This is a genomic window from Pseudomonas sp. Y39-6 (assembly GCF_023651955.1).
Classification (GTDB): domain Bacteria; phylum Pseudomonadota; class Gammaproteobacteria; order Pseudomonadales; family Pseudomonadaceae; genus Aquipseudomonas; species Aquipseudomonas veronii.
The window spans coordinates 3,747,312-3,773,434 of the sequence record NZ_CP069594.1; the positions used below are offsets into that span (position 1 = coordinate 3,747,312).

22 protein-coding genes are annotated in these 26,123 nt (G+C 61.8%); 13 read left to right on the forward strand and 9 right to left on the reverse strand.

Annotated features, from left to right (window positions below):
- Positions 1-18: 18 nt before the first annotated feature.
- Together JN756_RS16935 and JN756_RS16940 are read right to left on the reverse strand one after the other, a co-directional pair.
- Positions 19-498 carry a P-loop nucleotide/nucleoside kinase family protein gene (locus JN756_RS16935; RefSeq protein ID WP_046383619.1) on the reverse strand — a complete coding sequence of 160 codons (480 nt, stop codon included), beginning with the start codon at positions 496-498 and terminating at the stop codon, positions 19-21.
- Between the two features lie 94 nt (positions 499-592).
- Positions 593-1,501, reverse strand: a complete 909-nt coding sequence (locus JN756_RS16940) for a LysR substrate-binding domain-containing protein (protein ID WP_201021101.1) — start codon at positions 1,499-1,501, stop codon at positions 593-595.
- A gap of 177 nt (positions 1,502-1,678) precedes the next feature.
- Here JN756_RS16940 and JN756_RS16945 point away from each other — a divergent pair, with 177 nt between their 5' ends.
- The gene (locus JN756_RS16945; RefSeq protein ID WP_169865302.1) at positions 1,679-2,515 is read left to right on the forward strand and encodes an alpha/beta fold hydrolase; all 837 of its coding nucleotides are present in this window, start codon (positions 1,679-1,681) and stop codon (positions 2,513-2,515) included.
- A gap of 70 nt (positions 2,516-2,585) precedes the next feature.
- A complete protein-coding gene (locus JN756_RS16950) occupies positions 2,586-3,506 on the forward strand; it encodes a bifunctional helix-turn-helix transcriptional regulator/GNAT family N-acetyltransferase (protein ID WP_017846427.1) in 921 nt (306 codons plus the stop codon).
- Between the two features lie 33 nt (positions 3,507-3,539).
- Here JN756_RS16950 and JN756_RS16955 read toward each other — a convergent pair whose 3' ends face one another.
- On the reverse strand, positions 3,540-4,943 hold the full coding sequence (locus JN756_RS16955) for an MFS transporter (protein ID WP_017846428.1): 1,404 nt from the start codon (positions 4,941-4,943) through the stop codon (positions 3,540-3,542).
- A gap of 352 nt (positions 4,944-5,295) precedes the next feature.
- On the opposite strand from JN756_RS16955, the gene JN756_RS16960 reads away from it, so the two are divergent.
- The 6 genes from JN756_RS16960 (at position 5,296) to JN756_RS16985 (ending at position 16,537) form a co-directional block, all read left to right on the forward strand.
- Entirely contained in the window at positions 5,296-8,004 is a 2,709-nt protein-coding gene (locus tag JN756_RS16960) for a type VI secretion system Vgr family protein (protein ID WP_201021102.1), read from the forward strand.
- Positions 8,001-9,908, forward strand: a complete 1,908-nt coding sequence (locus JN756_RS16965; RefSeq protein WP_177030385.1) for a phospholipase D-like domain-containing protein — start codon at positions 8,001-8,003, stop codon at positions 9,906-9,908. The genes JN756_RS16960 and JN756_RS16965 overlap by 4 nt, the downstream gene beginning before the upstream one ends.
- A gap of 86 nt (positions 9,909-9,994) precedes the next feature.
- Positions 9,995-11,191 (forward strand): SEL1-like repeat protein, encoded by a 1,197-nt coding sequence (locus tag JN756_RS16970; protein ID WP_350339027.1) that lies wholly within the window; start codon positions 9,995-9,997, stop codon positions 11,189-11,191.
- A 3-nt stretch (positions 11,192-11,194) separates the two neighbouring features.
- On the forward strand, positions 11,195-12,583 hold the full coding sequence (locus tag JN756_RS16975; protein ID WP_350339028.1) for an SEL1-like repeat protein: 1,389 nt from the start codon (positions 11,195-11,197) through the stop codon (positions 12,581-12,583).
- 108 nt (positions 12,584-12,691) lie between these two features.
- Complete coding sequence (locus JN756_RS16980; protein WP_201022309.1) at positions 12,692-13,807, forward strand: SEL1-like repeat protein; 1,116 nt, start codon at positions 12,692-12,694, stop codon at positions 13,805-13,807.
- A 153-nt stretch (positions 13,808-13,960) separates the two neighbouring features.
- Entirely contained in the window at positions 13,961-16,537 is a 2,577-nt protein-coding gene (locus tag JN756_RS16985) for a bifunctional diguanylate cyclase/phosphodiesterase (protein WP_201021104.1), read from the forward strand.
- 18 nt (positions 16,538-16,555) lie between these two features.
- Here the strand turns inward: JN756_RS16985 and JN756_RS16990 are convergent, their stop codons facing one another.
- Positions 16,556-17,395 carry an AraC family transcriptional regulator gene (locus tag JN756_RS16990; protein WP_017846438.1) on the reverse strand — a complete coding sequence of 280 codons (840 nt, stop codon included), beginning with the start codon at positions 17,393-17,395 and terminating at the stop codon, positions 16,556-16,558.
- A gap of 83 nt (positions 17,396-17,478) precedes the next feature.
- Between JN756_RS16990 and JN756_RS16995 the strand changes: the two genes are divergently transcribed.
- Positions 17,479-18,690, forward strand: coding sequence for an MFS transporter (locus JN756_RS16995; protein WP_017846439.1), 1,212 nt, complete (start codon positions 17,479-17,481; stop codon positions 18,688-18,690).
- A gap of 83 nt (positions 18,691-18,773) precedes the next feature.
- On the opposite strand, the gene JN756_RS17000 is transcribed toward JN756_RS16995, so the two are convergent.
- The gene (locus JN756_RS17000) at positions 18,774-19,196 is read right to left on the reverse strand and encodes an MAPEG family protein (protein WP_046383631.1); all 423 of its coding nucleotides are present in this window, start codon (positions 19,194-19,196) and stop codon (positions 18,774-18,776) included.
- Positions 19,189-19,494 (reverse strand): DUF2834 domain-containing protein, encoded by a 306-nt coding sequence (locus JN756_RS17005; protein ID WP_017846441.1) that lies wholly within the window; start codon positions 19,492-19,494, stop codon positions 19,189-19,191. The genes JN756_RS17000 and JN756_RS17005 overlap by 8 nt, the downstream gene beginning before the upstream one ends.
- Positions 19,495-19,577: 83 nt before the next feature.
- Between JN756_RS17005 and JN756_RS17010 the strand changes: the two genes are divergently transcribed.
- Both JN756_RS17010 and JN756_RS17015 read left to right on the forward strand, forming a co-directional pair.
- A complete protein-coding gene (locus tag JN756_RS17010) occupies positions 19,578-20,366 on the forward strand; it encodes a helix-turn-helix domain-containing protein (protein WP_201021105.1) in 789 nt (262 codons plus the stop codon).
- 54 nt (positions 20,367-20,420) lie between these two features.
- On the forward strand, positions 20,421-22,130 hold the full coding sequence (locus JN756_RS17015; protein ID WP_162231536.1) for an amidase: 1,710 nt from the start codon (positions 20,421-20,423) through the stop codon (positions 22,128-22,130).
- Positions 22,131-22,181: 51 nt separating this feature from the next.
- On the opposite strand, the gene JN756_RS17020 is transcribed toward JN756_RS17015, so the two are convergent.
- The 3 genes from JN756_RS17020 to JN756_RS17030 all read right to left on the reverse strand — a co-directional run bounded on the left by JN756_RS17020 (position 22,182) and on the right by JN756_RS17030 (position 24,530).
- On the reverse strand, positions 22,182-22,919 hold the full coding sequence (locus tag JN756_RS17020) for a CPBP family intramembrane glutamic endopeptidase (RefSeq protein ID WP_057004631.1): 738 nt from the start codon (positions 22,917-22,919) through the stop codon (positions 22,182-22,184).
- Entirely contained in the window at positions 22,916-23,128 is a 213-nt protein-coding gene (locus tag JN756_RS17025) for a DUF6434 domain-containing protein (RefSeq protein ID WP_046383635.1), read from the reverse strand. Before JN756_RS17025 ends, JN756_RS17020 begins: the two co-directional genes overlap by 4 nt.
- 76 nt (positions 23,129-23,204) lie before the next feature.
- Positions 23,205-24,530, reverse strand: a complete 1,326-nt coding sequence (locus tag JN756_RS17030) for an aminotransferase-like domain-containing protein (protein WP_046383636.1) — start codon at positions 24,528-24,530, stop codon at positions 23,205-23,207.
- 91 nt (positions 24,531-24,621) lie between these two features.
- Between JN756_RS17030 and JN756_RS17035 the strand changes: the two genes are divergently transcribed.
- Positions 24,622-25,512: a DMT family transporter gene (locus JN756_RS17035; protein ID WP_079443998.1), complete on the forward strand. Its 891-nt coding sequence runs from the start codon at positions 24,622-24,624 to the stop codon at positions 25,510-25,512.
- Between the two features lie 83 nt (positions 25,513-25,595).
- Positions 25,596-26,090: a PaaI family thioesterase gene (locus tag JN756_RS17040; protein ID WP_046383638.1), complete on the forward strand. Its 495-nt coding sequence runs from the start codon at positions 25,596-25,598 to the stop codon at positions 26,088-26,090.
- Positions 26,091-26,123 lie beyond the last annotated feature (33 nt).

Genomic DNA, 26,123 nt, shown 5'->3' on the forward strand with positions numbered 1-26,123 from the left:
CCGCTGGCCATTCCATGCTCATGGGCGATGGACCTCAATGACCAAGCCCTCGTCCTCACTCGGCACACAGAAGTGGCGGGTGATCAGTTCGAACTCGGCATCGGTCGCGGCAAAGTCATGCTCACCCTGGGCATTGCGAGCATGCAGGCGACTGCGGCAGGTGTCGTCATCCAGCTCCAGATAGTGCAGGCGATGTTCCACCTGTGCGGCCTGGGCCAGGCCACGCAACCACTCGCGACTGGCCAGGGTGTTCGCCGGGAAGTCCAGCACCACGTTGACGCCCGACTGCAGCAGATCGATCACCAGCGGCCCCAGGACCCCGCGAATGCGTTGGGCGCAGCGCACGTAATCGGCCACCGCGAGTATTTCACCGGGATAGAGTTGTGCCAGCCACAGGTCTTCGCTGAGCAAGATGGCGGCGTGTTCACTGACGAGCGCCTTGGCAAGCGTCGACTTGCCCGAGGCGATCTTGCCGCACAGCAGGTGCAGGGTGGGCATAAGGAAAGGCTCCGTTTTCGCTGTCGAAGGATGTTTGAAATACGCGTAGAACGCTTACATTGCCACATGGTTGGCGCAAGCGATTTCGCTCCCGTCAGCCCTCATTCTGCAACTGCGCCTCAAGCCAGGCCAACAGCGCCATCACCTCGGGGCGGTTGCCGCCGCCCCGCTGTCGGTAGACCGAGAGCGCCTGCGGTAAATGCACGCTCTCGACACACGGCCTTACCAGCGCCCCGCTTTCAATCAGCCGGCTCGCGGTGCGCCGCCAGCCCATGGCGATCCCATGCCCTTCGACAGCGGCCTGGAGCATTAGCGGGTAGCTGTCGAACGTGGCGCTGCGCGCGTCGCTGGCCAACGTCTGACCGAACACCTGCAACCAGCTGTTCCACTCCATCAAATGGGGCGGCTCGGAGCTGTGGTGCAAAAACGTACAGGGCTGCAGCTCGCTGAGGTGCAGCGGTCGTTCCGCACTCAGGTAGGCCGGGCTGCACACCGGGAACACCTCGTCGGCGGCAGAGAACATCAACGCATGCGGCCCGCTGGCGCGCCGCGTGCTTTGCAGGGCCACATCGAAGTGGTCATTGAATTCGGCGAGTGGCCGGGTGGACGTCACCACTTGGATTTCGATGGCCGGGTATTGCTGGTGGAAGCTCGACAGCCGCGGCATCAGCCAGTAAAACGCTTCGCACAACTGACAGAGCAGGACCACACGGTTGCGCTGGGGCGTCGCACGCAGAGCGGCGGCCTTCTCGCTGATGCTGAGCAGTGCCTGGCTGACCACCTGCGCCAGTTCACGCCCCTCTTGCGTGAGAAACACCGCGCGATTGCGCCGGCAGAACAGCTTCACCCCGACGTTGTCCTCAAGCCCGCGGATCTGCCGGCTGACGGCGGCCTGGGTGATGTGCAGCTCATCGGCGGCCCTGGAGAAACTCTCCAGGCGCGCCGCCGCCTCGAAGGGCAACAAGCTGGCGAGCGGCGGTAAGGTCTTGCCGAACATATTCATAATCTGAAGTTATGCGTTCAGGGCCGAGAACTCGTTTGTAGCACAGCATCGGGGTTATGCACCATGCAGGCACGGCCTCATGGATAAGCCTGATGACCGCCGCGCATTCCTCAACATTCGCCGGTGTCGGGCGGCGTGTTCATAACCGTTCGCATCATCCTCACAGGAGACTCATCGATGACCATCGCGCGTGACGCCATTGCATTACCCGACACCTTTGATTTCCACGGCCAGGCCGTGCGCTGGGGGCACATCGGCACGGCGGGACCGGCGCTGGTGATGGTTCACGGCACGCCCTTCTCGTCCCAGGTCTGGCGGCGTATTGCGCCGTTGTTCGCGCAACGGTGTCGCGTGTTCTATTACGACCTGCTCGGCTACGGCCAGTCGGAAAAAGCCCCCGGCCAGGACGTCTCCCTCGGCATGCAAAACACCCTGCTCACGGCGCTGCTCAAGCATTGGCAACTGGACCGCCCGCACGTGCTCGCCCACGACTTCGGCGGTGCCACGGCGCTGCGCGCCCATCTGCTGGATGGCTGCAACTACGCCAGCCTGACCTTGGTCGATCCCGTCGCGATGGCACCCTGGGGCTCCCCGTTGATCCAGCACGTGCGTCTGCACGAATCGGCGTTCAGCGAAGCACCGGCATATATCCACGAGGCAATTGTGCACGCCTACATCCAAGGTGCCGCCTTCAAGCCACTGCCGGCCGAGGTGCTGCAAACCTATGTCGCACCGTGGACCGGCGAAACAGGTCAGATGGCCTTTTATCGACAGATCGCACAGATGGATCAACGCTACACCGACGCGATCGAACAGCGACTCGCCGAGATCCGCTGCCCGGTGACGCTGCTGTGGGGCGAGGAAGATCAGTGGCTCGCCGTGGCGCAAGGCGATGCACTCGCGAGCCGGCTGGCGGAGCCGACCTGCATTCGCGTCCCGCACGCGGGGCATCTGGTGCAGGAAGACGCACCGGAAGCCATCGTTGCCGCGCTGATGAAGGTGCTGTTCGGCTGAATTAAACATATTGACATAATTGCCTAAGGCAACAATATAATTGCCCAAGGCAACTATTAGAGCGCACATCATGTCCACTCCCCTGCTTGTGCAGCGCGCCGGTATCGTGCGCGGCTTCAACCGTTTCTATACGCACCAGATCGGCGTGCTGCAGGAACACCTGCTGCAAAGCGACTTCTCCCTCACCGAAATCCGGGTGATGTACGAACTGTCCTCGCGTGGCGACCTGACCAGCGCCGACTTGTGTCAGATGCTCAGTCTCGACGCGGGTTATTTGAGCCGGTTGATCAGCGGGCTAGAGAAGAAGGGCTTGATCCAGAAAGTCCGCTCGATCACCGATGCGCGCGCGGTGCAACTGCACCTCAGCGACCTCGGCCGGTCAGTCCTGGCTCCGCTGGAAGAGAAAACCCAGCAAGAAGTCATGGCCTTATTGAGTGCCTTGCCCGAGCCGCAACAACAGCAATTGACCGCAGCCATGCAGCGCATTCAGACGTTGCTGCAAGGCAGCACGCCGAACTACGTGTTGCGCGACCCCCAACCTGGCGATATGGGCCTGGTGGTGCAGCAGCAATCGGCACTGTATGCGCGAGAATACCAATGGAATTGGGAGTTCGAAGCGTTGGTGGCGGAGATTGTCGCCAAGTACCTGCGCGAGTTCGACCCGACCCGTGAGCGCTGCTGGATCGCGGAGAAAGACGGCGCGGTGGTAGGCTCAGTGTTCGTCGTGCGCCATGACGACAGCACCGCTAAGTTGCGCATGCTCTACGTCGACGCGAGTGCGCGGGGCCTGGGCATCGGCCAGCGTCTGGTGGACGAATGCCTGCGCTTTGCCCGACATGCCGGGTACACGCGCATGATGCTGTGGACCATGAGCGCCCTCACCGACGCACGCAGGCTCTACCAGAAAGCCGGTTTTGAGCTGGTTGAAGAAGAGCCCACCCTCAGTTTCGGCAAGCCATTGGTCAGCCAGACCTGGGCGCGTGCGTTGTGATGCGGGGCTGGCACGACTCAAGCCCCGCCCGGTTTACAGATCGGTGATTTCTTTGTGGCGCGGCACGAGCGTCTTCATCACGCTCCAGGCCACCAGGTACGCCAGCGCACAGATCGCGAACATGATCATGTAGCCGGTGTGGATATCGCCGATGGACTTGTAGTAGTCAAACACCCAGCCGCCGACCTTGGTCATCACCACCCCGCCCAGGCCACCGGCCATGCCGCCGATACCGACCACCGAGGCCACAGTTTTCTGCGGGAACATGTCGGACACGGTAGTGAAGATATTGCACGACCACGCCTGGTGCGCCGACGCTCCCACGCCGATCAGCAACACCGGCACCCAGAAGCTGATGTAGCCCAACGGTTGCGCCAGCAGCACCACCAGCGGGAACAGCGCGATGACCAACATGGCTTTCATGCGGCCGTCGTAGGGCGCATCACCACGCGCCATGAAGTAGCTGGGGAACCAGCCGCCGCCGATGCTGCCGACCATGGTCATGCTGTACAGCACCGCCAGCGGCATGACGATATCGGCGCCTTTCATGCCGTACTGCGCCGACAGATAAGTCGGCAGCCAGAACAGGAAAAACCACCACACGCCGTCAGTCATGAACTTGCCGAAGGCAAAGGCCCAGGTCTGGCGATAGGTCAGCAGCTTGAACCATGAGACTTTTTGCGACGCCGCGCCTGCAGCCTGCGCGGTGAACGGCTGGACCGTCTGATCGCTGCGGATGTAGGCCAGTTCCTCGGCCGACAGGCGTTTTTGCTGATCGGGCTTTTCATACAGCGCGGCCCACACCGCGACCCAGATGAAGCCGAGCATGCCGATGATCATGAACGCCGCTTCCCAGCCCCACACCCCGGCGATCAGCGGCACACAGATCGGCGCCAGGATCGCGCCGACGTTGGCGCCCGAGTTGAAAATGCCGGTGGCCAGCGAGCGTTCTTTCTTCGGGAAATACTCGGCGGTGGCCTTGATCGCAATCGGGAAGTTGCCCGCCTCGCCGATCGCCAGTACCGCACGGGACAGCATAAAGCCCGCGATCGACACCGGAATCACCGCCAGGCCAATCGCGCCGCTCACGGCCGCGATCCCCTCACCCATCGGCACCGCGAACGCATGCATGATGGCGCCGGTGGACCAGATGCCGATTGCCACGACATAGGCCGCCTTGGTGCCGATCTTGTCGACGAACCGCCCGGCGAACAGCATGGAAATCGCATAGACAAACTGGAACACCGCCGCAATGTTCGCGTAATCGGTGTTGCTCCAGCCAAATTGCGTGGACAACTGTGGCGCCAACAGGCTGAGCACCTGGCGGTCGAGGTAGTTGACGGTGGTGGCGAAGAACAGCATCGCGCAGATGGTCCAGCGATAGTTGCCTACCGCTTGGCCCACGCGATGGGCGTTGATGGGCTCGTTCAAGTTCATGGCATCACTTTTTATTTTTGTTAGATAAGACATATGTAACGTCATATGTCGTCGTACAACTGTGACTTTTATAGCCGGCGCCCTCTGCGCTGTCAATCTGAAAGATTGCCGTTTATCTGGGTATTCTGCGGATACAGCGCTGACCATGAAAACCATGGTTGTAGGATGACACGCCAAATCGCCAAGTTCGGCGCCTCACTGAGGACATCGTCGAGCACGCCGCATTCCCTGTGTGAGAGGGAGCGCAAAAACACGTTCAGGAAGTGGCTGTCTCGTAAAGGCGAATCTTCCGACATTAATCACCGAGACCAAATCTTTACTCTTCGGGCTTTCGCGCCTAGGAGTAAAAGGAATGGCTTCCAGCGGATTACCGAGCGTTTTCTTCGATCATCGTCGGCACACGCTCACTGTTTGCGATGTTGACGAGTCGCTCGACGTCCTGGACTTCGAGGGCACAGAAGGCCTGAGCCAACCGTTCAACTATGCTGTGGAATTCACCAGCACCGACGGCGACATTGCCGCTGAAAAGATGCTCGGCCAAAACGCCTGCTTCAGTCTGTACGGGGCGCCGCAGCCTCCGCCCTTTCGCGGCCTGAGCGTGCCCTCGAGCGAACCGCTGCGTGTCTTGCACGGCGTGGTCACCGGCTTCAAACGACTGTCCGGCTCCGTTGATGAAGCCCGCTACGAAATCACTCTGCAACCGCGCCTGGCCCTGCTTGGGCGAGGCCGCCAGTTCCGCATTTATCAACACCAATCTGTCCCGCAGATCGTCGAAAGCATCCTGCGCAGCCGCCACGACTTTGAAGGCCAGGACTTCCTCTTCAAGCTGGTGCGCGAATACCCCAGGCGCGAGCAGGTCATGCAATATGGCGAAAGCGACCTGGCCTTTATCTCGCGCTTATTGGCCGATGTGGGCATCTGGTATCGCTTCACCCACGATGAGCGGTTGAACATCGACGTGGTGGAATTTCACGACGACCAGCGTCATTACACGTTCGATGTCGAGCTGGCCTACCGTCCGCAATCCGGGCTCAGCAGCGGCGGAAAAGACAGCACGTGGGGCCTGCAATCGAGCCACCACGTGGTGGAAAAACGCGTCAACATCCGCACCTACCATCACCGCGTGGCCAACGCTCACCTGAATGGCGAGATCGACCAAACGCGTGGCGCCAGCGGTACCTACGGCGAGGCTTATCACTACGCCGAAGCGTACACGGGGATGGGCGACCGATACGCCCATGACGAAGACCTGCAAAGCGAAAGTGGCTACTTCTATGCTCGCCTGCGTCACGAGCGTTACCTCAACGGCCAGACCCGACTCAGCGGCGTCAGCAGTAGCGCCGCCCTGGCGCCCGGCCAGGTCCTGAACATCTCCGGCGGCGCGCCGCAGGCCTTTGCTCCCGGCGCGGTGATCACGCAACTGACCACCCACGCCGCCCGCGATCGCAGTTTTGAAATCAACTTTGAAGCCATTCCCTACTCGGAAACCGTGTGCTTTCGCCCAGCACTGCCGCCAAAACCTCGGATCGCCGGCACCATCCCGGCCCGCGTCACCAGCCCGCAGGAGCACGACCCCTACGGCCACATCGACATCGAAGGCCGCTACAAGGTCAATTTCCTGTTCGACCGCGACACCTGGAAACCCGGCGAAGAAAGCCTCTGGCTCCGCCTGGCCAGGCCCTACGCCGGCGACACCCACGGCTTGCACCTGCCGTTGATCCCCGGCACCGAAGTGGCGATCTCCTTTGAACAAGGCGACCCCGACCGGCCCTACATCGCCCATGCCCTGCACGACAGCCAGCATCCTGACCATGTGACCTTGCGCAACTACAAACGCAACGTCTTGCGCACCCCCGCCAATAACAAATTGCGCATGGACGACACGCGAGGGCAAGAACACGTGAAGCTCAGTACTGAGCACAGTGGTAAGAGCCAGCTCAACCTGGGGCATTTGGTTGATGCCAAGCGCCAACCGCGAGGCCAGGGCGCGGAGTTGCGGACCGATGGGCATGCCGCCATTCGTGCCGGCAGTGGGATCTTGATCAGTGCCGACGCACAACCCAAGGCTCAGGGACACATGCTGGAAATGAGCACCGCGCTGGGCCGGTTGCAACAGGCGAGTGACCAGTTGGAAGGATTATCGACCGATGCCCAGGCCGCCAACGCAGGTCCAGCGGATGTGCAAGCGCAACTGAAATTGATGCGAGACCAGCTCGATCAACTCAAGGCCTCGGTCGTATTGCTCAGCGCCCCCCAAGGCGTTGCCGTAACCAGCGGCCAGCACCTGCAATTGGCCGCTCAGGACAACCTGATGATCAACGCCGGAGCCGAGGCGGATATCAGTGTGGTCAAGCGCCTGTTCATCGGCGTGGGACAAGGGGTAAGCCTGTTCGTGCGCAAGCTGGGCATCCAATTGATCGCCAACCAGGGCCCGGTAAAGATCCAGGCACAAAACGACGCGCTGCAACTGATGGCCCGCCATGGTTTGGAGATCATCAGCAGCGAAGATGAAATCCGTATCGTCGCGAAACAGAAAATCACCCTGAATGCCGGCGGCAGCTACATCACCCTCGATGCGAGCAGCATCGAGTCAGGGACCCTGGGCGACTACCTGATCAAATCGGCGTACTTCGAAGCCCTCGGTCCAGCCAGCCAGAAAGCCGCAGATCCGGAGTACCCACAAAGCCTGTTCAAACAAGCGCTGCGGTTCAACGTGCCGCAAACCCCCAATGCCCCTGATCAAGGCTGGGCAGGCATGCCCTACACGCTCTACGCCGATGGTGCAGTGCTCAATCACGGCGTATTGGACAAGTCCGGGCAAGTGTCGATCGACCACGCGGTCGTGACGCAGCAGTACCGAATGGTGTTAGCCAACGGGGTGAGCTACCAGATCCCGGTGCCTACTGACTATCGCAATGCCGAACAAGCACACCTGGCCAATGGCGGCATGCACAACCACCTCTCGCGAGCCGACACCGAGGTGAGCCAACCCACATCGCACACGGATCACCGTGCCCTGTATGCCGCCGTGATCAATGACCAGGAAGGGAAAACTTCATGACTGAACCCGATATCGTCGCCCCCGTTGCCCTGCAACACACACAGCAGGTGACCTGCTCCGCGCCCTGGTACGTGCCGAACACCGAGTACCCTCCTGCGAAAGCCACCTATAAGCCGCTGATCAACGGTGAAGAAGCCTTCGAGGCCGTGCATCTGGCTATCGCCCAAGCCACTAAAACCATCGACATCATCTGCTGGGGGTTTCAACCGTCGATGTACTTTATCCGCGATGGCAGTGCCCCAAGCATTGGCGAACTGCTGATGACCAAAGCCGGGAAAGGGATCGAGGTTCGGGTGCTCGGTTGGGAGATGCCGTTCAATGCTGCGGGCGCAGGGGGCGAGGCCAACCTTCCCGGTAAAGGACCGCTTCGTATCAAGGATCGGGCGATGCAGAGCTCCACCGCTGACCAATATACCGAAGATCGGAAATGGTTTTCCCGATGTGCATTCGCCGATCACTTAGCGCCCGCGATCCGAGTGGCTCGTAATGTGCCGGTGTTTGTCGGCCGCGGTTTCAGCATGTATGAACGGGCTGAAATTGCCTATCAGGCCAAATACAAAAGCCTCGACCCACAGCTCAGCCTCAGCACGTTGGGCGTGCTGGCCAGCACTGCGACCCACCATCAGAAGACCGTCCTGATCGACTATGAACAGACAGGCCGCGCCGTTGGTTTTGTCATGGGCCACAACATGCTCGACGAGTACTGGGACACCGACAAGCACTCAGCACTGAACCGCACCGAGGGCAGCAAGCCTGCACCCAATCGCGGGCCGCGTGGCAACACACCACGCCAGGATATTTCCAGCCAGATCAGCGGGCCGATTCTGGAGCACCTGCACCATAACTTCGCCACCGCCTGGCGCAAGGAAACCGGCGAAGACCTGCTCGCATCGCGCAAAGCGATGGCGGTGGCCCCCCAACTGCAATGCGCCCCCGGCGTCACCCGCCAGCTGGCCCAAATCGTGCGTACCCAGGCACAAGACGGCAAGCGCGATATCGAAAAGATCTACCTGAAGGCGGTCAACAACGCGACCCAATTCATCTACATCGAGAACCAGTACTTTCGCTGGCCGCCATTGGCCGAGGCCATCAAAGCGGCGGCCGAAGTCCAAACCGGCGCTGGGCGTGATCCGGGCCTGCATGGAAATTTACACCTGTTTGTAATCACCAATGCCAGCCCAGACGGCGTGGGGCCGGGGAGCTTGAACACCCAGCGCATGCTCGAAAGCCTCGGACGCGGCGATACCATTCCTGAAATCACCAAGTTGCAGCGCATTGAACAGGCCAAAGCCCAAGCCAACGCGCAGACGCCGACCTTGGCTGAACTGCTTGAGCGACAAGCCTTGCTCACGTTGACCAGCCTGACCGACGCACTGGGGGGTGGCGAGATAAGCGATAAGGCCCGTGAAGCCCAACGGGACGCCGCCAGAAACAATGCGTCTCGACAGATAGCTCTCAAAGCCCAGATCGCGGCGATTGAGCAAAGCACGCTTGAACCAGAGTCGCGCCCAGGCCTGAAAATCCACGTGTGCTCACTGGTCGCGCCTGATTCGCCGGCGGGGCAGCAGTGGATGCCGGTGTACATCCATTCCAAGCTGATGATCGTCAATGACGTGTTCACCACCCACGGCTCGGCGAATATCAACACGCGCAGCATGCAGGTGGATAGCGAGCTGAACATTGCGCATGAGTGGATGAGTGTGACGCGGGCGTTGCGGCGCAGGTTGTGGGATCTGCATACGGATGGGAGGGGGGCGCAGGATGATCCGAAGGAGGCGTTCGATGCTTGGACGGGCATCATCAAAAAAAACAAAGATCTCCAGGCAGATAAGAAAACAGGAGTGCCCTGGGCCCCACTTGTCAAATTTCACTACGGCGAAAAGATCGTGAAGGACCTTGACTGATGTGCAGACTCCTATTGCTGACAAGCCTGCTGCTGGCTGCCTGCGATAACGGCAGCGCCCCTACTCACCCTACTCAGGACCCTGCCGTGAACCCACTGACCGAGATCAAAACCAAGCTGGCCTTTACCTGTGTACACGAGCAAATTCCTTCGCCGTCCGCCGAGGCCGATGAGCTATTCCAATACGCTCGCTGGCTCCAGAAAAACAACCTGCTCAAGCAGGATAAGGCGGTCGATCTGGAGATCGAACGGCTGTACCGTATTGCGTCCGAGAATGGCCATTACAAAGCCAACATCAACCTGCAAAACGGCACCATGCGCGGCCACTTCACGCTCAGCGGTGCCGAACACCTGCGCCTGAGTCAGCAACTGATCGACGTGAACGTGGCAACGGGATATTACTTTATCGGCGTTTTCCTGAAGAACGGTTCTGCCGGACTGAAGCAGGATACGGCTATGTCATTGCGCTATTTTCGCAAGGCGGCCGATCAGGGCAGTGCCCACGCTCAGTACTCTGTGGGTGACAAGCTGGCACCGAGCGACATGGCCCCAGAGGTCGCCCGCCAGATGCGCCGTTGCGCCGCCGAGCAGGGACATGGTGATGCGGCTTCCGACCTGGGTGTCAATCTTCAAGGACTGGGCCAGTACCAGAGCGCACTTGAGGCATTCCAATTGGGAGTGGCTGCGGGAGATGACACCTCGGCATCTTTTTTGAGTAAAGGCTTCCTTGGTCCTCCTTCTACCGATGGACTGTACTACCTCGGCCAACAGAAAGACCTCGAACGTGCTGACCGCTATAAAAAAATCTGGAGCCTGCTAGCGGACTACTCCTACGCCAACCCCAAAGTCCCCGAAATCAACGATATCCTCCCCTTACCTCCCGCCAAACTCCCCACCTGGGACGGCAAACTGCAATGGCTGGAAGCACGCCTGGCCAACGTCCCACCAGAAAAGCCCAGCGAAGCGCTGATCCAGCAGTTGGCCAAAGCCAAACTCCTTGAACCTGCAACCGGCAGACCCACACCCGACTCCCCCGCGTTCATCAAGGCCAGCTACCCCGAACCGACCTGCACCAGCGGCCAGGCCTGCCCCCAGACTGGCTATTGGCGGGCATTCAGCCTGAGTCGCGATGTTTATGCGCGGCTCAGCGATGGCGTGATCCGCCGTTTCGAGAAGAACGAGATCATGCCCACCCTGCAGGTTGAGAGTCACAAGCCGCGTTTTTTGCTGCCCGACATCATCACAGTCAATGAGGAAAGCATCGAATGGCGGCTGTTGGGGTGAGGCATGCAAGGCATTTTTCGCGTCGGCGACAAGACAACCGGCGGCGGTACGGCTCTATCGGTCGCGTCGACATTATTAGGATGGAAAGACCGTGAAGGAACTCGATTGATGCGCCGATTGCTTCTGCTATCAAGCCTGCTGTTGGCCGCCTGTAATAACGGCGATGCCCTTACTTACCTGAACCAGGACCTTCCCATGAACCCGATCGCCGAGGCTAAGGAAAAACTGACCTTTACCTGCGTACACGAGACCATTCCCCAACCGTCGGCCGGAGCCGACGTTCTATTCCAGTACGCCCGCTGGTTGCAGAAAAATAACCAGCTCAAGCAGGACGAGACCGTTGATGCCGAGATCGAGCGCCTGTACCGGATTGCTGCCGAGAATGGCCATTACAAAGCCAACATCAACCTGCAAAACGGCACCATGCGCGGCCACTTCACGCTCAGTGGCGACGAACACCTGCGCCTGAGTCAGCAACTGATCGACGTGAATGTGGCGACGGGGTACTACTTTATCGGCCTCTTTCTGAAAAGCGGCTCGGCTGGGCTGAAGCAGGATACGGCCATGTCATTGCGTTACTTTCGTAAGGCCGCCGATCAGGGCAGCGCGCAAGCCCAATACGAAGTGGGGGACATACTGGCGCCGATTGACATCGCGCCGGACGTTGCTCGGCAAATGCGCCGCTGTGCAGCAGAACAGGGCTATGGTAAGGCCGCTGGCGCTCTGGGCGTAAACCTTCAAAGCAATGATCAGTACCAGGAGGCACTTGAGGCATTTCAATTGGGCGTGATGGCGGGTGATGAAACCTCTGCGGGTTGGTTGGAAGATGGCTTCCGTGGTCCTCCTCCCTCCGATAAATTGGACTACCTCGGCCAGCAGGAAGACCTTGAGCGCGCCGAACGCTATGAGAAAATCTGGCGAATTCTCGCAAACTACTCCTATGCCGCCCCCAAAGTCCCCGAAATCAACGACATCCTCCCCTTACCTCCCGCCAAACTCCCCACCTGGGACGGCAAACTGCAATGGCTGGAAGCACGCCTGGCTAATGTCCCGCCAAAAAAACCCAGCGAAGCGCTGATCCAGCAGTTGGCCAAAGCCAAACTCCTTGAACCTGCAACCGGCAGACCCACACCCGACTCCCCCGCGTTCATCAAGGCCAGCTACCCCGAACCGACCTGCACCAGCGGCCAGGCCTGCCCCCATACTGGCTATTGGCGGGCATTCAGCCTGAGTCGCGATGTTTATGCGCGGCTCAGCGATGGCGTGATCCGCCGTTTCGAGAAGAACGAGATCATGCCCACCCTGCAGGTTGAGAGTCACAAGCCGCGTTTTTTGCTGCCCGACATCATCACAGTCAATGAGGAAAGCATCGAATGGCGGCTGTTGGGGTGAGGCATGCAAGGCATTTTTCGCGTCGGCGACAAGACAACGGGCGGCGGTACGGCTCTATCGGTCGCGTCGACATTATTAGGATGGAAAGACCGTGAAGGAACTCGATTGATGCGCCGATTGCTTCTGCTATCAAGCCTGCTGTTGGCCGCCTGTAATAACGGCGATGCCCTTACTTACCTGAACCAGGACCTTCCCATGAACCCGATCGCCGAGGCTAAGGAAAAACTGACCTTTACCTGCGTACACGAGACCATTCCCCAACCGTCGGCCGGAACCGACGTTCTATTCCAGTACGCCCGCTGGTTGCAGAAAAATAACCAGCTAAAGCAGGACGAGACCGTTGATGCCGAGATTGAACGACTGTATCGAATTGCCGCTGAGAACGGTCACTACAAGGCCAATATCAACTTGCAGAACGGGACCATGCGTGGAAAGTTCAAGCTCAGAGGGGATGAGCATCTGCGCCTGAGCCAGCAACTGATCGACGCGAATGTGGCGACGGGGTACTACTTTATCGGCCTCTTTCTGAAAAGCGGTTCGGCTGGGCTAAAACAAGACCCGGAAATGGCTCTGCGCTACTTCCGCAAGGCTTCTGATCAGGGGAGTGCCCTGGCCCAAGCCTTTGTAGGCGACAAGCTGGCACCCATTAATATCGCCCCTGACATTGCTCGACAAATGCGGCGCTGTGCCGCTGAGCAGGGGCACGGTGATGCAGCTGGCGCCCTCGGCATCAACCTAAAAAATATGGGGCTCTTCCAGCAGGCACTCGAAGTGTTACAGATGGGGGTGGCTGCCGGCGACGAAAGTTCGGCCTCTCGTTTGGGCAAAGGCTTTCGTGGCCCTCAGCCTGATGACCAGTTGTACTACATTGGTCAACAGGAAGACTTGGAGCGCGCCGAACGCTATGAAAAAATCTGGCGAATTCTCGCAAACTACTCCTATGCCGCCCCCAAAGTCCCCGAAATCAACGACATCCTCCCCCTACCCCCCGCCAAACTCCCCGCCTGGGACGGCAAACTGCAATGGCTGGAAGCACGCCTGGCCAACGTCCCACCAGAAAAGCCCAGCGAAGCACTGATCCAGCAGTTGGCCAAAGCCAAACTTCTTGAACCGACAACCGGCAGACCCACGCCCGCCTCTCCCGCGGCCGTTAAGCCGCGGTTTTTGCTGCCCGACATCATCACAGTCAATGAGCAAAACATCGAATGGCGGCTGTTGGGGTGAGGTTCCATGCCTCGAATCAACTAAGGGCACCCGCCCACACTTGAGCCAGGTACCGGGAGAATGGGCGCGCCGCGCCTCAAACGCTCATTTTCTGCGTAAGGCTGCCGATAGCCTGTCATCACCCTGACAAGCGGCGACGCCCTGCGGGAATCAATGCCAAATACCTTCGCCCCGATCATTCGTAACCTTTCCCAACGCACCAGCCTGTCGATGGCGCGCACGTCGTTGTTCCAGTGCGTGGTGCTGCTCGCCTGTGTGTTTGCGGCGGCCAGCTATTCGCTGGTGTACCTCGCCCAGGAACTGAACCGATTCGAAGACAGCGAAAGCGCCTTCTACACGCGCAAGGCGGTGCAGTCCCTGGAAAAATCCCAGCGCCTGACCGTCAAGGATTACGCATTCTGGGGCGATGCCTACAAACACCTGCACGTTTCCGTGGACACGGATTGGGCCTATACCCGCGAAAACGTCGGGCCCACGCTGTTTCATGATTTCGGTTTCCAAGGCGTGTTTGTCGTCGACGACCTGGACCGCACGGTATACGCGTTGGTCGAGGGCAAGCTGCAACCGATTGAGCTGACCGAATGGCTCGACCAGCCCGTCGCGGCGCTACTCGAACAAGCGCGCGCAGGCGCCGCGACGGACACACCGGTCACGACGTTCATTAACGTGCGCGGCAACCCCACGCTGGTGGCGGCAGCGGCGATAACGCCCGGCACTGACCCCAGCGTGATCGCCGATGACCGAAAAGCCTCGGTATTGCTCTTCATCAACATCCTCGACAGCGCCAAGCTGACCGAAATCGGCAACGACTTTGGCGTCGATCACCTGCACATCGCCACACCCGATGAAATCGGCAAGACCTTGTTGTTCGCCCTTGGTGAGAACGGTGCCGCCGGCAGCCTGCACTGGCACCCCGAGCGGCCCGGTATGCGTTTGATGGCTGTCGGTTTGCCGCTGCTGGGCCTGGCGGCGTTGCTGGTGTGCCTGATGACCTGGCTGATTGTGCGCCGCACCACGGCGGACGCCCAGGCCCTCGACAACAGCCACACCTCGCTGCAAGACAGTCAAAACGCGCTGGCCACCAGCGAAGCACGCTTTCGCGATGTGGTGGAAGCCAGTTCGGACTGGGTCTGGGAAATCGACGGCGAGTGGCGTTTCACCTACCTGTCGGAGCGTTTCGAAAGCGTCACCGGCCTGGACCGCCAGGCCTGGATCGGCGCCACGCTGTACGACCTGCTGGACACCGATGCCGGCGCCCTTTCTCAGTGGCTGACCACGCCCGGGCGGCTCGCGGATATCAGCCTGCAGTGTCGCTACGTCGACGCCCGGGGACGGGAGCGCACCACCCGGCTGTCGGCGCGCGAGATGCCCTGCGGCGGGTTTCGCGGAACGGCCACCGACGTCACCGAAGAAGTCGAGGCGCGCCGCCGCATCGAGTTCCTGTCCCAGCACGACGCCCTCACCGGGCTGCCCAATCGCACGCGCCTGCAAGCGTTTCTGGACGGTAAACTCAAAGCCTTGCCCACCCTCACCCACCCTTTGGTCATGCTCAGCCTGGACCTGGATCGGTTCAAACCGGTCAATGACTTGCTCGGGCATGCCGCCGGCGACCGGGTGCTCAATGAGGTATCGAGCCGCCTCTCTGATTGCGTGCGCCACGGTGACCTGGTCGCTCGGGTCGGCGGCGATGAATTTGTACTGATCCTGATCGATGCCGGCGCCCAGGACGAAGTCGAAGCCCTGTGCCGGCGCTTGATCGAGTCCGTCGAGCGGGTGATCAGGGTCGACGAGCAGGACGTGTTCATCAGCGCGAGTATCGGCATCGCCCTCGCGCCCAATGACGCCAACGGCGTCACCGAGTTACTGCGCTACGCCGATATTGCCTTGTACGAAGCCAAGGCCGCCGGGCGCAATACCTGGCGTTTTTACTCCGGCGAAATGAACGCGCGGATCATCGAACGGCGCCGCCTGGAAAGCGACCTGCGGTTTGCGATCAAGCACGCAGAGCTGCGTCTGCACTTTCAACCGCGCTACCGCATCAGCGACGGGCAAATGGTCGGCGCCGAAGCGCTGGTGCGCTGGCAACACCCGGAGCGTGGCCTGATCGCACCGGACACGTTCATCCCGATTGCCGAGGAATCGGGGTTGATCCTCTCGCTGAGCGACTGGGTGCTGGAAACCGCCTGCGCGTGCGCCGCGCAGTGGCCGGATGAGCTGTTTGTGTCGGTAAACCTGTCACCCACCGAATTCAAGCGCGGCAACCTGGTGGAGCGCGTGCGGTACGCCCTGAATAAGTCCGGCATCGAGCCAACGCGCATGGAGCTGGAAATCACCGAGAGCGTGATGCTTGAAGATGCCGTCGGCGCGCTTGAAGTCATGCACACCCTCAAGCACCTGGGTATCCGCATCGCCATGGACGACTTCGGCACCGGCTATTCCTCCCTGAGCTATTTGCGCGCGTTCCCGTTCGACGGGCTGAAAATCGACCGCAGTTTCTTGAACCGGCTGGAGGACAGCGCCGATGACAAGGCCATTGTGCAGGCGATTGTCGGCCTGGGACGCGCCCTGTCGCTGACAGTCACCGCGGAAGGAATCGAAACCGCCGAACACCTGGCACTGCTCAAGGCGGTGGCCTGTGACGAAGGCCAAGGCTACTTCCTCAGCCGACCGCTGGACATCGACGCCTTCAACGGCCTGCTGGACGTGTGCGCGAGCACCCCGCCGTGTTAGCGCTCGACAGGCCTTGCGCTAGCGGAAGAAATGACTCGGCGTCTTGCCAAACTGTTTCTTGAACATACTGGTAAAGGCGCTCGGGCTTTCATAGCCCAGCTCAAATGCCACATCGATGATCTTCTCGCCCACGGCTATGCGCTCCAGCGCCAGCAGCAACCGCGCTTGCTGGCGCCACTGGCCGAAGGTCAGGCCGGTTTCCCGGCGGAACAGGCGCTGGATGGTGGTCTGGTCCAGGCCCAGGCGCTCGCTCCAATCCGCCACGGTCGAGGCATCGCCCGGGTCGTCCTGCAACGCCAGGCAAATCCGGCGGATGCGCGGGTCTGCAGGCTGGGGCAAGGACAACGGCAAGGCCGGCAATAGCGCCAGTTCGTCGAGGATCAGGTGCATGATCCGCGCGTCGCGCGAATCCTCGGCATACGGCGGCTTCAAGCTGACCGACGCCTTGATCAGTTCGCTGAGCAGCGGTGAAATGCTGACGGCCTTGGTTTCGCTCGGCAGGTTCGGAAAACTCGCGGGGCGCACAAACACACTGCGCATTTTCAACGCCCCGACGCAGCGCAGCGAATGCACATGCCCACTGGGCATCCAGAAGCCGCGATTGGGTGGCACCGTCCACTGATTCTGCGCCGAATGCACCACCATCACGCCTTCGGTGGCGTACAGCAGTTGATGCTTCTCGTGGCTATGGTCGGGAATCACCCAGCTCTCCGGATAGTCGGTGGCCGAGCTGATGACGGCCCACTCGCCCTCATCGATATCCCGCAGAAATTTATCCAGTGTTTTGATGGCTTCGCCTCTTTTGCGATGTTTGCTGCCCGAATTTCGCGAGACAGGCGTTTTCGACAAATCTAGCATAAACGCCGAGTTCATCCATGGAGCGGCGGTTTAAATCATCGCTGCCCGTCCCCATCGTTCACTGCCTTGTATGGAATGCCTGCATGTCGACCTTGACCGCGTCTCCCGCTGCCACCTCCAGCCCGCCCCAAGTCAGCCCCTTGGTCATGCGCGTCCTCGGCGCCTGCGCCCTGGCGCATTTGATCAATGACCTGATCCAGGCCGTGCTGCCCTCGATCTACCCAATGCTCAAGGCCAACTACGGGCTGAGCTTCACCCAGGTCGGCCTGATCACCCTGACCTTCCAACTGACCGCCTCCCTGCTACAACCGTGGATCGGCTACCACACCGACCGCCACCCCAAGCCCTGGCTGCTGCCGGCGGGCATGGTGTGTACTTTGATTGGCATCCTGATGCTCGCGTTTGTCGGCACGTTCCCGGCGATCCTGCTGGCGTCGGCGCTGATCGGCGTCGGCTCGTCGACCTTCCACCCGGAAACGTCGCGGGTGGCCCGCCTGGCTTCCGGCGGGCGCTACGGCCTGGCGCAATCGACCTTCCAGGTCGGCGGCAACGCTGGCAGCGCGTTCGGCCCACTGCTGGCGGCGGCGATCGTCATTCCCTACGGCCAGGGGCATATCGCCTGGTTCGGCCTGTTTGCGGTGTTCGCGATCCTGGTGCTGTATGGCTTGAGCCGCTGGTACCGCAACCACCTCAATTTGTTCAAGCTCAAGCAAGGCAGCAAAGCCACCCACGGCCTGTCGAAAGGCCGCGTGACCTTTGCCTTGGTGGTGCTGGCCTTGCTGGTGTTTTCCAAGTACTTCTACATGTCCAGCCTGACCAGCTATTTCACCTTCTATCTGATCGAGAAATTCAACCTGTCGGTCGCCAGTTCCCAGCTTTACCTGTTCCTGTTCCTCGGCGCGGTGGCTGCGGGCACCTTCTTTGGCGGGCCGATCGGCGACCGGATCGGACGCAGGACCGTCATCTGGTTCTCCATCCTCGGCGCGGCGCCGTTCACCCTGGCCCTGCCGTATGTCGACCTGTTCTGGACCGCGATGCTCAGCGTGGTGATCGGTTTCATCCTGGCGTCGGCGTTCTCCGCCATCGTCGTATTCGCCCAGGAGCTGGTGCCGGGCAATGTCGGGATGATCGCCGGCGTGTTCTTTGGCCTGATGTTCGGCTTCAGCGGTATCGGCGCGGCATTGCTGGGGTTGCTCGCGGACAGCCATGGCATCGAGTACGTCTACACGCTGTGCTCGTTCCTGCCGTTGCTGGGGGTTCTGACGATTCTGTTGCCGTCGACCAAAGGCGTTTGATCGGTTGAGCCTGCCGGGGCATCCGGCGGCTCGATCGCACGGGGCCGGCGCCTACAGCTAGCGCTTGAGGACGCCGGTGCCCTTCATATCATTTTCAACACGAGCATCGCGCCCAACCCGATCAGACACGCCACGCCCACCCCATAGGCCAGCGTGCGCCAGGGCTGGCACTCCATCAGGTACATGAGCGTGTGTGCCACCCGCGCCAGGGTAAAAACCCCGAACAGCACTCCCGTGGCTACCGAAGCGGTGCCCGCCACGACACACAGCCCGCCGAGGACAAAAAACAGCGGAATGTTCTCCAGGTCATTGGCCCACGCCCTGGCGGCACGGCCGACTTGCGGCAGTTCGTCTGGCTGCGGCGCACGGTTGAAGAAAGCCGCATCTTCGGGATTAGTGAACGCCCGCGCGCGCAGGCGGAAGAAGCCCTGATAGCAGGAAATCGCCAGCATCTTCAGGCACAGCATCAACACGCACAGTGCATAGACACGCAATAGCTCATTCATCCCGCAACCCCGTGATGACGATATAGAGCAGCGGCCCCACCGAAACGAACAGCGCCGTCAGCACCCAGTAAGGCAGCACCGACGCCACCGACCGCCCTCGCCGCCGGGCGTCGCGGTACATCCACACACAAGCCAGCAGCGCCATCAGGTACAGGTCGATCACCACTTGCGCGGTGTCCGGGCGCGACAGCAATTGCCGGCCAAACGCCAGCAGCGACTGCTCCGCGGTCAGCATCGTTATCAGCGTATACAGCGAAAACCCGAGCAAACCGGCCAGGGCGATAAAGGGTCTGTGCATGGTCTCTTCCTTGAAGTGATCGAGGCCCACGATAGTGATAAGGTTCAGCCCCTCGCAATGACCTCGGAGGTCATGGTCACGCCATGGACAATCCTGCTACCGCCGGCGAACACTTGCGCCGGCTGCGCCGCCAGGCACAGTTGAGCCAGCTCGACCTGGCCCTGATCACCGGAGTCTCGCAGCGTCATCTCAGTTGCCTGGAAACCGGCCGCGCCAAGCCGAGCCCCGGCACCCTGCACAATCTGCTGAGCGCGCTGCAGGTGCCCCTCGACCAGTGCAACCGCGTATTCCTCGCCGCCGGCTTTGCCCCGCGTTATGCCGCCACCCCCCTCGCCTCGCCGGCCATGGCGGCCATTCGCGAAGCGGTCAGCCATGTGCTGCACGCCAACAACCCCGCCCCGGCGATTCTGCTCGGCAGTGAGTGGCAGGTGCTGGCGGCCAACACCAGCACTGCCGTGCTCTTTGGCTTGGTCGGGATCGACCCGGGCGCCGCCGATGGCGTGAACCTGCTGAGCACCCTGCTGCAATCGGGCGGCCTGGGCGATCACCTGATCAACGCCGAAGAGATCCGCACCCTCGCCTGGCAACGGGCAACCCGCGAGGCCTTGACCAACCCATCGTTGGCGGCACTGCTGACCAGCCTGCCGGTGCCCGCCCACACCGAACTGCCCAGCGACATGCCGCCACTGGTGTTGACCCGCGCGCGCTCGACCCAGGGCGAGCTGAACTTTCTATCGACCTTCACCACCTTCGGCATGCCCCAGGACATTACCCTCACCTCGCTGCGGATCGAGCATCTGATTCCCGCCGACGACTTCACATGGCAGGTCATGCGCAGCGCTTTCGAAGGTTATGCGGCGCTGGTTTTGTGAAATATCTGTCCGTAGACTGCCGCCATACCCCCACTTGAAGGCGGCGAAAAAAACCTGATGCAAGTTACCGAAGTCTCCATTGCCCAATTGCGCGCGGCGCTTGAGTCCGGCCAGACCACGGCCGTCGAACTGGTCCAGGCTTATCTGGCGCGGATCGACGCCTACGACGGCGCGCAGACCGCGACCGCGCTGAATGCCGTAGTGGTGCGCAACCCCGCGGCCCTGGACGAAGCCGAGGCGTCCGATGCGCGCCGGGCCAAGGGCGCAACGCTGGGACCGCTCGACGGCATTCCCTATACCGCCAAGGACAGTTACCTGATCAAGGGCCTCACGGCGGCGTCCGGCAGTCCGGCGTTCGCCAAACTGGTTGCCCAGCGCGACGCCTTCAGCATCGAACGGCTGCGGGCCGGTGGTGCCATCTGCCTGGGCAAGACCAACATGCCGCCGATGGCCAATGGCGGCATGCAGCGTGGCGTGTACGGCCGCGCGGAAAGCCCGTATAACGCCGCCTACCTGACGGCACCGTTTGCCTCCGGCTCGTCCAACGGCGCCGGCACCGCGACTGCCGCGAGCTTCGCGGCATTCGGTCTGGCGGAAGAAACCTGGTCGAGCGGGCGTGGCCCGGCGTCCAACAACGGCCTGTGTGCCTATACCCCGTCCCGTGGGGTGATTTCGGTGCGCGGCAACTGGCCGCTGACCCCCACCATGGACGTGGTGGTGCCTTATGCGCGCACCATGGCCGACCTGCTGGAAGTACTCGACGTGGTGGTCGCCGAAGACCCCGACACCCGCGGCGACCTGTGGCGCCTGCAACCTTGGGTGCCCATCCCCAGCGTCGCTTCGGTGCGCCCGGCGGCTTACGCTGAACTGGCCGCGACCGCAGCATCCCTCGCCGGCAAACGCTTTGGCGTACCGCGCATGTACATCAACGCCGACCCCGACGCCGGCACCAGCGAGAAACCCGGCATCGGTGGCCCGACCGGGCAAAAGATCATCACCCGCGCCAGCGTAATCGCCCTGTGGCAAGCCGCGCGCCAGGCCCTCGAAGCGGCCGGCGCCGAAGTCATCGAAGTGGACTTCCCCCTGGTGTCCAACTGCGAAGGCGACCGCCCCGGCGCACCGACGGTGTTTACCCGTGGCCTGGTGTCCAAGGAATTCCTCCACGATGAGTTGTGGGAACTGTCCGCGTGGGCCTTCGATGACTTCCTGCGCGCCAATAACGACCCGAACCTGAACCGCCTGGCGGATGTCGACGGGCCGAAGATTTTCCCCCATGACCCCGGCACCTTGCCCAACCGTGAAGACGAACTGGCCGCCGGCATGGACGAATACGTGCGGATGGCCCAACGCGGGATCACCCCGTGGAACCAGATCAGCACCCTGCCCGACGGCCTGCGCGGCCTCGAACAGACCCGGCGCATCGACCTCGAAGACTGGATGGATAAGCTCGGCCTCGATGCCGTGATCTTCCCCACCGTCGCCGACGTCGGCCCTGCCGATGCCGATGTGAACGAAGCGTCCGCCGACATCGCCTGGAGCAATGGCGTGTGGGTGGCCAACGGCAACCTTGCCATCCGCCACTTGGGCGTGCCGACCGTTACCGTGCCGATGGGCGTGATGGCGGATATCGGCATGCCGGTCGGGCTGACCTTTGCCGGGCGCGCCTACGATGACTCCAGGTTGCTGCAGCTGGCGTCAGCGTATGAAGCCACCGGCAGCAAACGCCTGATTCCGCCGCGCACGCCGGCGCTCACGCCACGCTGACGCGCGGTCCAACGGTGGGAGCCACCGCTCCCACCTGGTTGCGCTGCTCATTCAGGCAACCAGAGGCACGGCAATCAACAGGATCGCCGTGCCATGGGCGAGCGTCGCGGCCAACACACCATGACGCATGCGCAACAACGCGCAGGCCAGCCCTTCGATCAGGGTAAACAGCAACACCGGCCAGCCCAATTGAGTGACGCTCAGGGCCAGGAACGCATGGCAGGCCGCGAACGCCACGCCGCTGATCAAGGCCGCCCGCAGTGGCGTCAGTTGTTGTTCCAGATACCCCTGCAGATAACCGCGAAACAACACCTCTTCCAACGCATTGGCGCCATAGGCCAATACCACCATGCCTGGCAGCCACACCCAGTAATCGTGGATCGCTTGCGTATCCACGCCCTGGTAAAGCCGCAGCGGTACGCCGATCAGGCAGCCCACCGCCAGGCCCCTCGCCAGTCCGACGGCGCAATTGCCCTTGGACCACAAGACCAGCCGCGACAAGTCCGGCGCTACCCACGCGAGCCCGGCAACCAGCAACAGCGATAGACCGCCCAGCGCCGCCAGCACAAAGGTGTTGGCGGTGAATGCTATCTGCACATCGTCACTGAGCGCCCACATGCGCAACGGCGTCATCGCATCGCGCATCAGCACAAACGCCGCCAACAGAATCAGGATGCGGATCGCCGTCATCGACCTGGGTGTGAGCGCGAACCACGCGCCGAACAGCAGCAGGCCTGGCGTCAAATGGGTGCCGTAGTTAACCAGTGTCGCCATGCCTTGAGTAATCATAAGCCGGCGTTTCGACGCTGCCACTCATCCACCATATCGCCGAGGGTTTTGGCCGTATCGTTGCGAATCCAGGCCATGAATGCGCGGTCGAACTTAAACCCCGGGCCGCAGTGTTCAAGCATGAAACGGCGCACGTTCTGGGTGTTTTTGTAGCGCGGGGTGATCGGGGTGCTGCGGGTGATGGGGTCGCTGTGCCAATTAAAGTCCATGTTTTCTCACAAGGCGGTTTGTTGTTTTCGCCGTAGCATAGCGATGTGCCAGTTAAGCAGGAAGTGCCGGATAGCTTCACCACGCCACCACCTTGCGTACCGCCAGCAAGGCCTCGCGCAGCGCCGTCATGTCCACCGAGCCCAACGCCAGGCGCAGCGCATGCGGTACATGGGCCGATACGGCAAACGGTTCGGCGGTGGACACGGCGATATTTTCGCGCTGCAAGGTCATGGCGATCTGATCGGCGCGGGCCTCTTCCGCCAGGGGCAACCAGAGAAAATACGACGAAGGATGGCTGATGTACGTCAGCCCCTTCAGCACCTGTGCCGCCAATGCCTGGCGCGCCCGGGCATCCTGGCGTTTCTGTGCTTCCAGTTGAGCCACCGTGCCGTCGTCGAGCCAGGCCACGGCAATCGCGCTCATTACTCCCGGCACATTCCAGGTCGTGGCCATGATGCTGCGTTCCAGGGCCTTCACCCACGCTGCCGGGGCTGACACAAAGCCGACCCGCAGGCCGGTGGCGACGCTTTTCGAAAAGCCGCCGACATACACCGTGCGTTCCGGCGCGAGGGTCGCCAACGGCGGTGGCGCGTGTTCTGCCAGAAATGCGTAGGCCGCGTCCTCGATGATCATCAGGTTGTGCTGACGGGCGATGGCTACCAACTGCTCGCGTTGCTCCAGGCTCATCACCCAACCCAGCGGGTTATGCACGGTCGGCATGCTATACACCGCGCGGACCGGATGCTTGCGACACAGGCTGTGCAGATGATCGAGGTCGGGGCCGCTGGCAGTGAGCGGGATCGCCAGCATTTCCAGGTGCAGGGTCTCGGCCAGCACCTTGAAGCCTGAATAGGTCAGCGCATCGACGGCAATCACATCCCCCGGTTTGAGCAGCGCCATCAGCGTCACGGCCAACCCATGTTGCGCGCCGCTGACCAGCAGCACCTGGTCGGCCTCGACCGTCAGCCCTCGACTCAGCAGATGGCGCGCCACCGCCGCGCGTTCATGCTGGCGCCCGGCGTGGGGCTGGTAACGCAGTAACGCTTGCAGATCGCCGGACAGCGCCAGTTGACGCAATGCCGTGCGCAGCAGCTCGGCCTGGCCCGGCAATGACGGGTAGTTGAAATTCAGATCCAGCATGCCCGGCGCCACGCTCATCTGCCCACTGCCCTGCCCCGGCGGCAGCGAGATCTCGCGCACGAAGGTGCCGCGACCGGTTTCACCGCTGACCAGGCCCATCGCCGCCAGCTCGCTGTACACGCGGCTCGCGGTGACCAGCGCGAGGCCGTGGCGCGCGGCCAATTGCCGATGGGTCGGCAGACGCTCGCCGGGCGACAGCCTGCCGCTGCGGATGTCCTCGGCGAAGGTGTCGACCAGGTTTTTGTAACGGGCGCGGGGCATGGGCGATGTATCCATGACAATTTTTTGATTGTCTTAATCTTCCTGCCTAGCATGGCCCGCACGCAACCTCTCCTTTTTTCGGGCCCCCTTCATGGAACAGACCTCACCGCTCAATCCCCTGGCCAACAGCACCCAGGGTTGGATCAATGGCTTTATCGGCGTGGTGATTTTCAGCGGTTCGTTGCCGGCGACGCGCCTGGCGGTGATGGAATTCGAACCGGTGTTCCTCACCCTGCTGCGCGCCACCCTGGCCGGCGTGTTGGCGTTGTGCCTGTTGGTTTTTTTCAAGGAAAAACGCCCAACACGCGCGCAATGGCTGCCCCTGGTCATCGTCGCCCTCGGCGTGGTCATCGGCTTCCCCTTGCTGACGGCGCTGGCCCTGCAATACGTGACGTCCGCGCACTCCATCGTGTTTATCGGCCTGTTGCCGCTGGCCACGGCGCTCTTTGGCGTACTGCGCGGCGGTGAGCGGCCACGCCCGGTGTTCTGGTTGTTTTCGATCCTGGGCAGCGCGCTGGTGATGGGGTATGCCGTCGCCCAGGGCCTGAGCGCCGCCCCGGCCGGTGACCTGCTGATGCTGTTGGCGGTGCTGGTGTGCGGCCTGGGTTACGCCGAGGGCGCCAAGCTGTCGCGCAGCCTGGGCGGCTGGCAAGTGATCTGTTGGGCGCTGGTGGTGTCGTTGCCGGTGGCGCTGCCGTTGAGCCTGATGCTCGCGCCGCCGACCTTCACTGGCATCAGCCTGCCGGCGTGGCTGAGCCTGGGCTATGTGGCGCTGTTCAGCATGTTGATCGGGTTTGTGTTCTGGTACCGCGGGCTGGCCCAAGGCGGCATCGCCGCGGTCGGCCAGTTGCAGTTGCTGCAACCGTTCTTCGGCCTGGCGCTGGCGGCGGGCCTGCTGCATGAGCAGGTCAGCCTGGGCATGGTGCTGGTGACAGTCGCGGTGATCGGCTGTGTGGCCGGAGCCAAGCGGTTTGCGCGCTAGCGTCTGCGGCGATGGCATTATTCCCATCCGGCGCGCGTCCTGTTAAACAGGACAGTCCCCTCCCAGAACAATAAGGACTTGGCATGCACACCCCGTCACTGCAAGACACCACCGCCCCCGAAGGCATCTGCTACGGCTGCGGCGGCAACAACCCCCATGGCCTGCATATCAAGAGCCGCTGGGATGCCGACGGCATTCACGTGGTCGCCGAGCACCAACCGGAAGCGAAATACAGCGGCTGGCCGGATCTGGTCTACGGCGGCCTGATCGCCATGCTGGTGGACTGCCACTCGAACTGGACCGCCATGGCCTACCACTACCGCGCCGAACAACGCGAACCCGGCAGCCTGCCGCGTATCGACTGCGTGACCGGGCATCTCGGGATCAAATTCATCAAGCCCACGCCCCTGGGTGTCACGCTGACCTTGCGTGCCCGGGTCGAGGGCGATGTGGGGCGTAAAAGCCGCGTGGTCTGCGAGGTTTACGCCGGCGATGTGCTCACGGCGATCGGCGATTCGGTGTTCGTGCGCGTCGATACCGGGCAACTGGCCGCCGCCGCCCACGCTCGCAACGCGTGATCCTGGTCTACATTGACTGGCACCGCTAATCGA

Bases quoted from the DNA above. Each gene is read 5' to 3' on its own strand.
- JN756_RS16935 (WP_046383619.1), bottom strand. From the start codon at position 498: ATGCCCACCCTGCACCTGCTGTGCGGCAAGATCGCCTCGGGCAAGTCG.
- JN756_RS16940 (WP_201021101.1), bottom strand. From the start codon at position 1,501: ATGAATATGTTCGGCAAGACCTTACCGCCGCTCGCCAGCTTGTTGCCC.
- JN756_RS16945 (WP_169865302.1), top strand. From the start codon at position 1,679: ATGACCATCGCGCGTGACGCCATTGCATTACCCGACACCTTTGATTTC.
- JN756_RS16950 (WP_017846427.1), top strand. From the start codon at position 2,586: ATGTCCACTCCCCTGCTTGTGCAGCGCGCCGGTATCGTGCGCGGCTTC.
- JN756_RS16955 (WP_017846428.1), bottom strand. From the start codon at position 4,943: ATGAACTTGAACGAGCCCATCAACGCCCATCGCGTGGGCCAAGCGGTA.
- JN756_RS16960 (WP_201021102.1), top strand. From the start codon at position 5,296: ATGGCTTCCAGCGGATTACCGAGCGTTTTCTTCGATCATCGTCGGCAC.
- JN756_RS16965 (WP_177030385.1), top strand. From the start codon at position 8,001: ATGACTGAACCCGATATCGTCGCCCCCGTTGCCCTGCAACACACACAG.
- JN756_RS16975 (WP_350339028.1), top strand. From the start codon at position 11,195: ATGCAAGGCATTTTTCGCGTCGGCGACAAGACAACCGGCGGCGGTACG.
- JN756_RS16980 (WP_201022309.1), top strand. From the start codon at position 12,692: ATGCGCCGATTGCTTCTGCTATCAAGCCTGCTGTTGGCCGCCTGTAAT.
- JN756_RS16985 (WP_201021104.1), top strand. From the start codon at position 13,961: ATGCCAAATACCTTCGCCCCGATCATTCGTAACCTTTCCCAACGCACC.
- JN756_RS16990 (WP_017846438.1), bottom strand. From the start codon at position 17,395: ATGCTAGATTTGTCGAAAACGCCTGTCTCGCGAAATTCGGGCAGCAAA.
- JN756_RS16995 (WP_017846439.1), top strand. From the start codon at position 17,479: ATGTCGACCTTGACCGCGTCTCCCGCTGCCACCTCCAGCCCGCCCCAA.
- JN756_RS17000 (WP_046383631.1), bottom strand. From the start codon at position 19,196: ATGAATGAGCTATTGCGTGTCTATGCACTGTGCGTGTTGATGCTGTGC.
- JN756_RS17005 (WP_017846441.1), bottom strand. From the start codon at position 19,494: ATGCACAGACCCTTTATCGCCCTGGCCGGTTTGCTCGGGTTTTCGCTG.
- JN756_RS17010 (WP_201021105.1), top strand. From the start codon at position 19,578: ATGGACAATCCTGCTACCGCCGGCGAACACTTGCGCCGGCTGCGCCGC.
- JN756_RS17020 (WP_057004631.1), bottom strand. From the start codon at position 22,919: ATGATTACTCAAGGCATGGCGACACTGGTTAACTACGGCACCCATTTG.
- JN756_RS17025 (WP_046383635.1), bottom strand. From the start codon at position 23,128: ATGGACTTTAATTGGCACAGCGACCCCATCACCCGCAGCACCCCGATC.
- JN756_RS17030 (WP_046383636.1), bottom strand. From the start codon at position 24,530: ATGCCCCGCGCCCGTTACAAAAACCTGGTCGACACCTTCGCCGAGGAC.
- JN756_RS17035 (WP_079443998.1), top strand. From the start codon at position 24,622: ATGGAACAGACCTCACCGCTCAATCCCCTGGCCAACAGCACCCAGGGT.
- JN756_RS17040 (WP_046383638.1), top strand. From the start codon at position 25,596: ATGCACACCCCGTCACTGCAAGACACCACCGCCCCCGAAGGCATCTGC.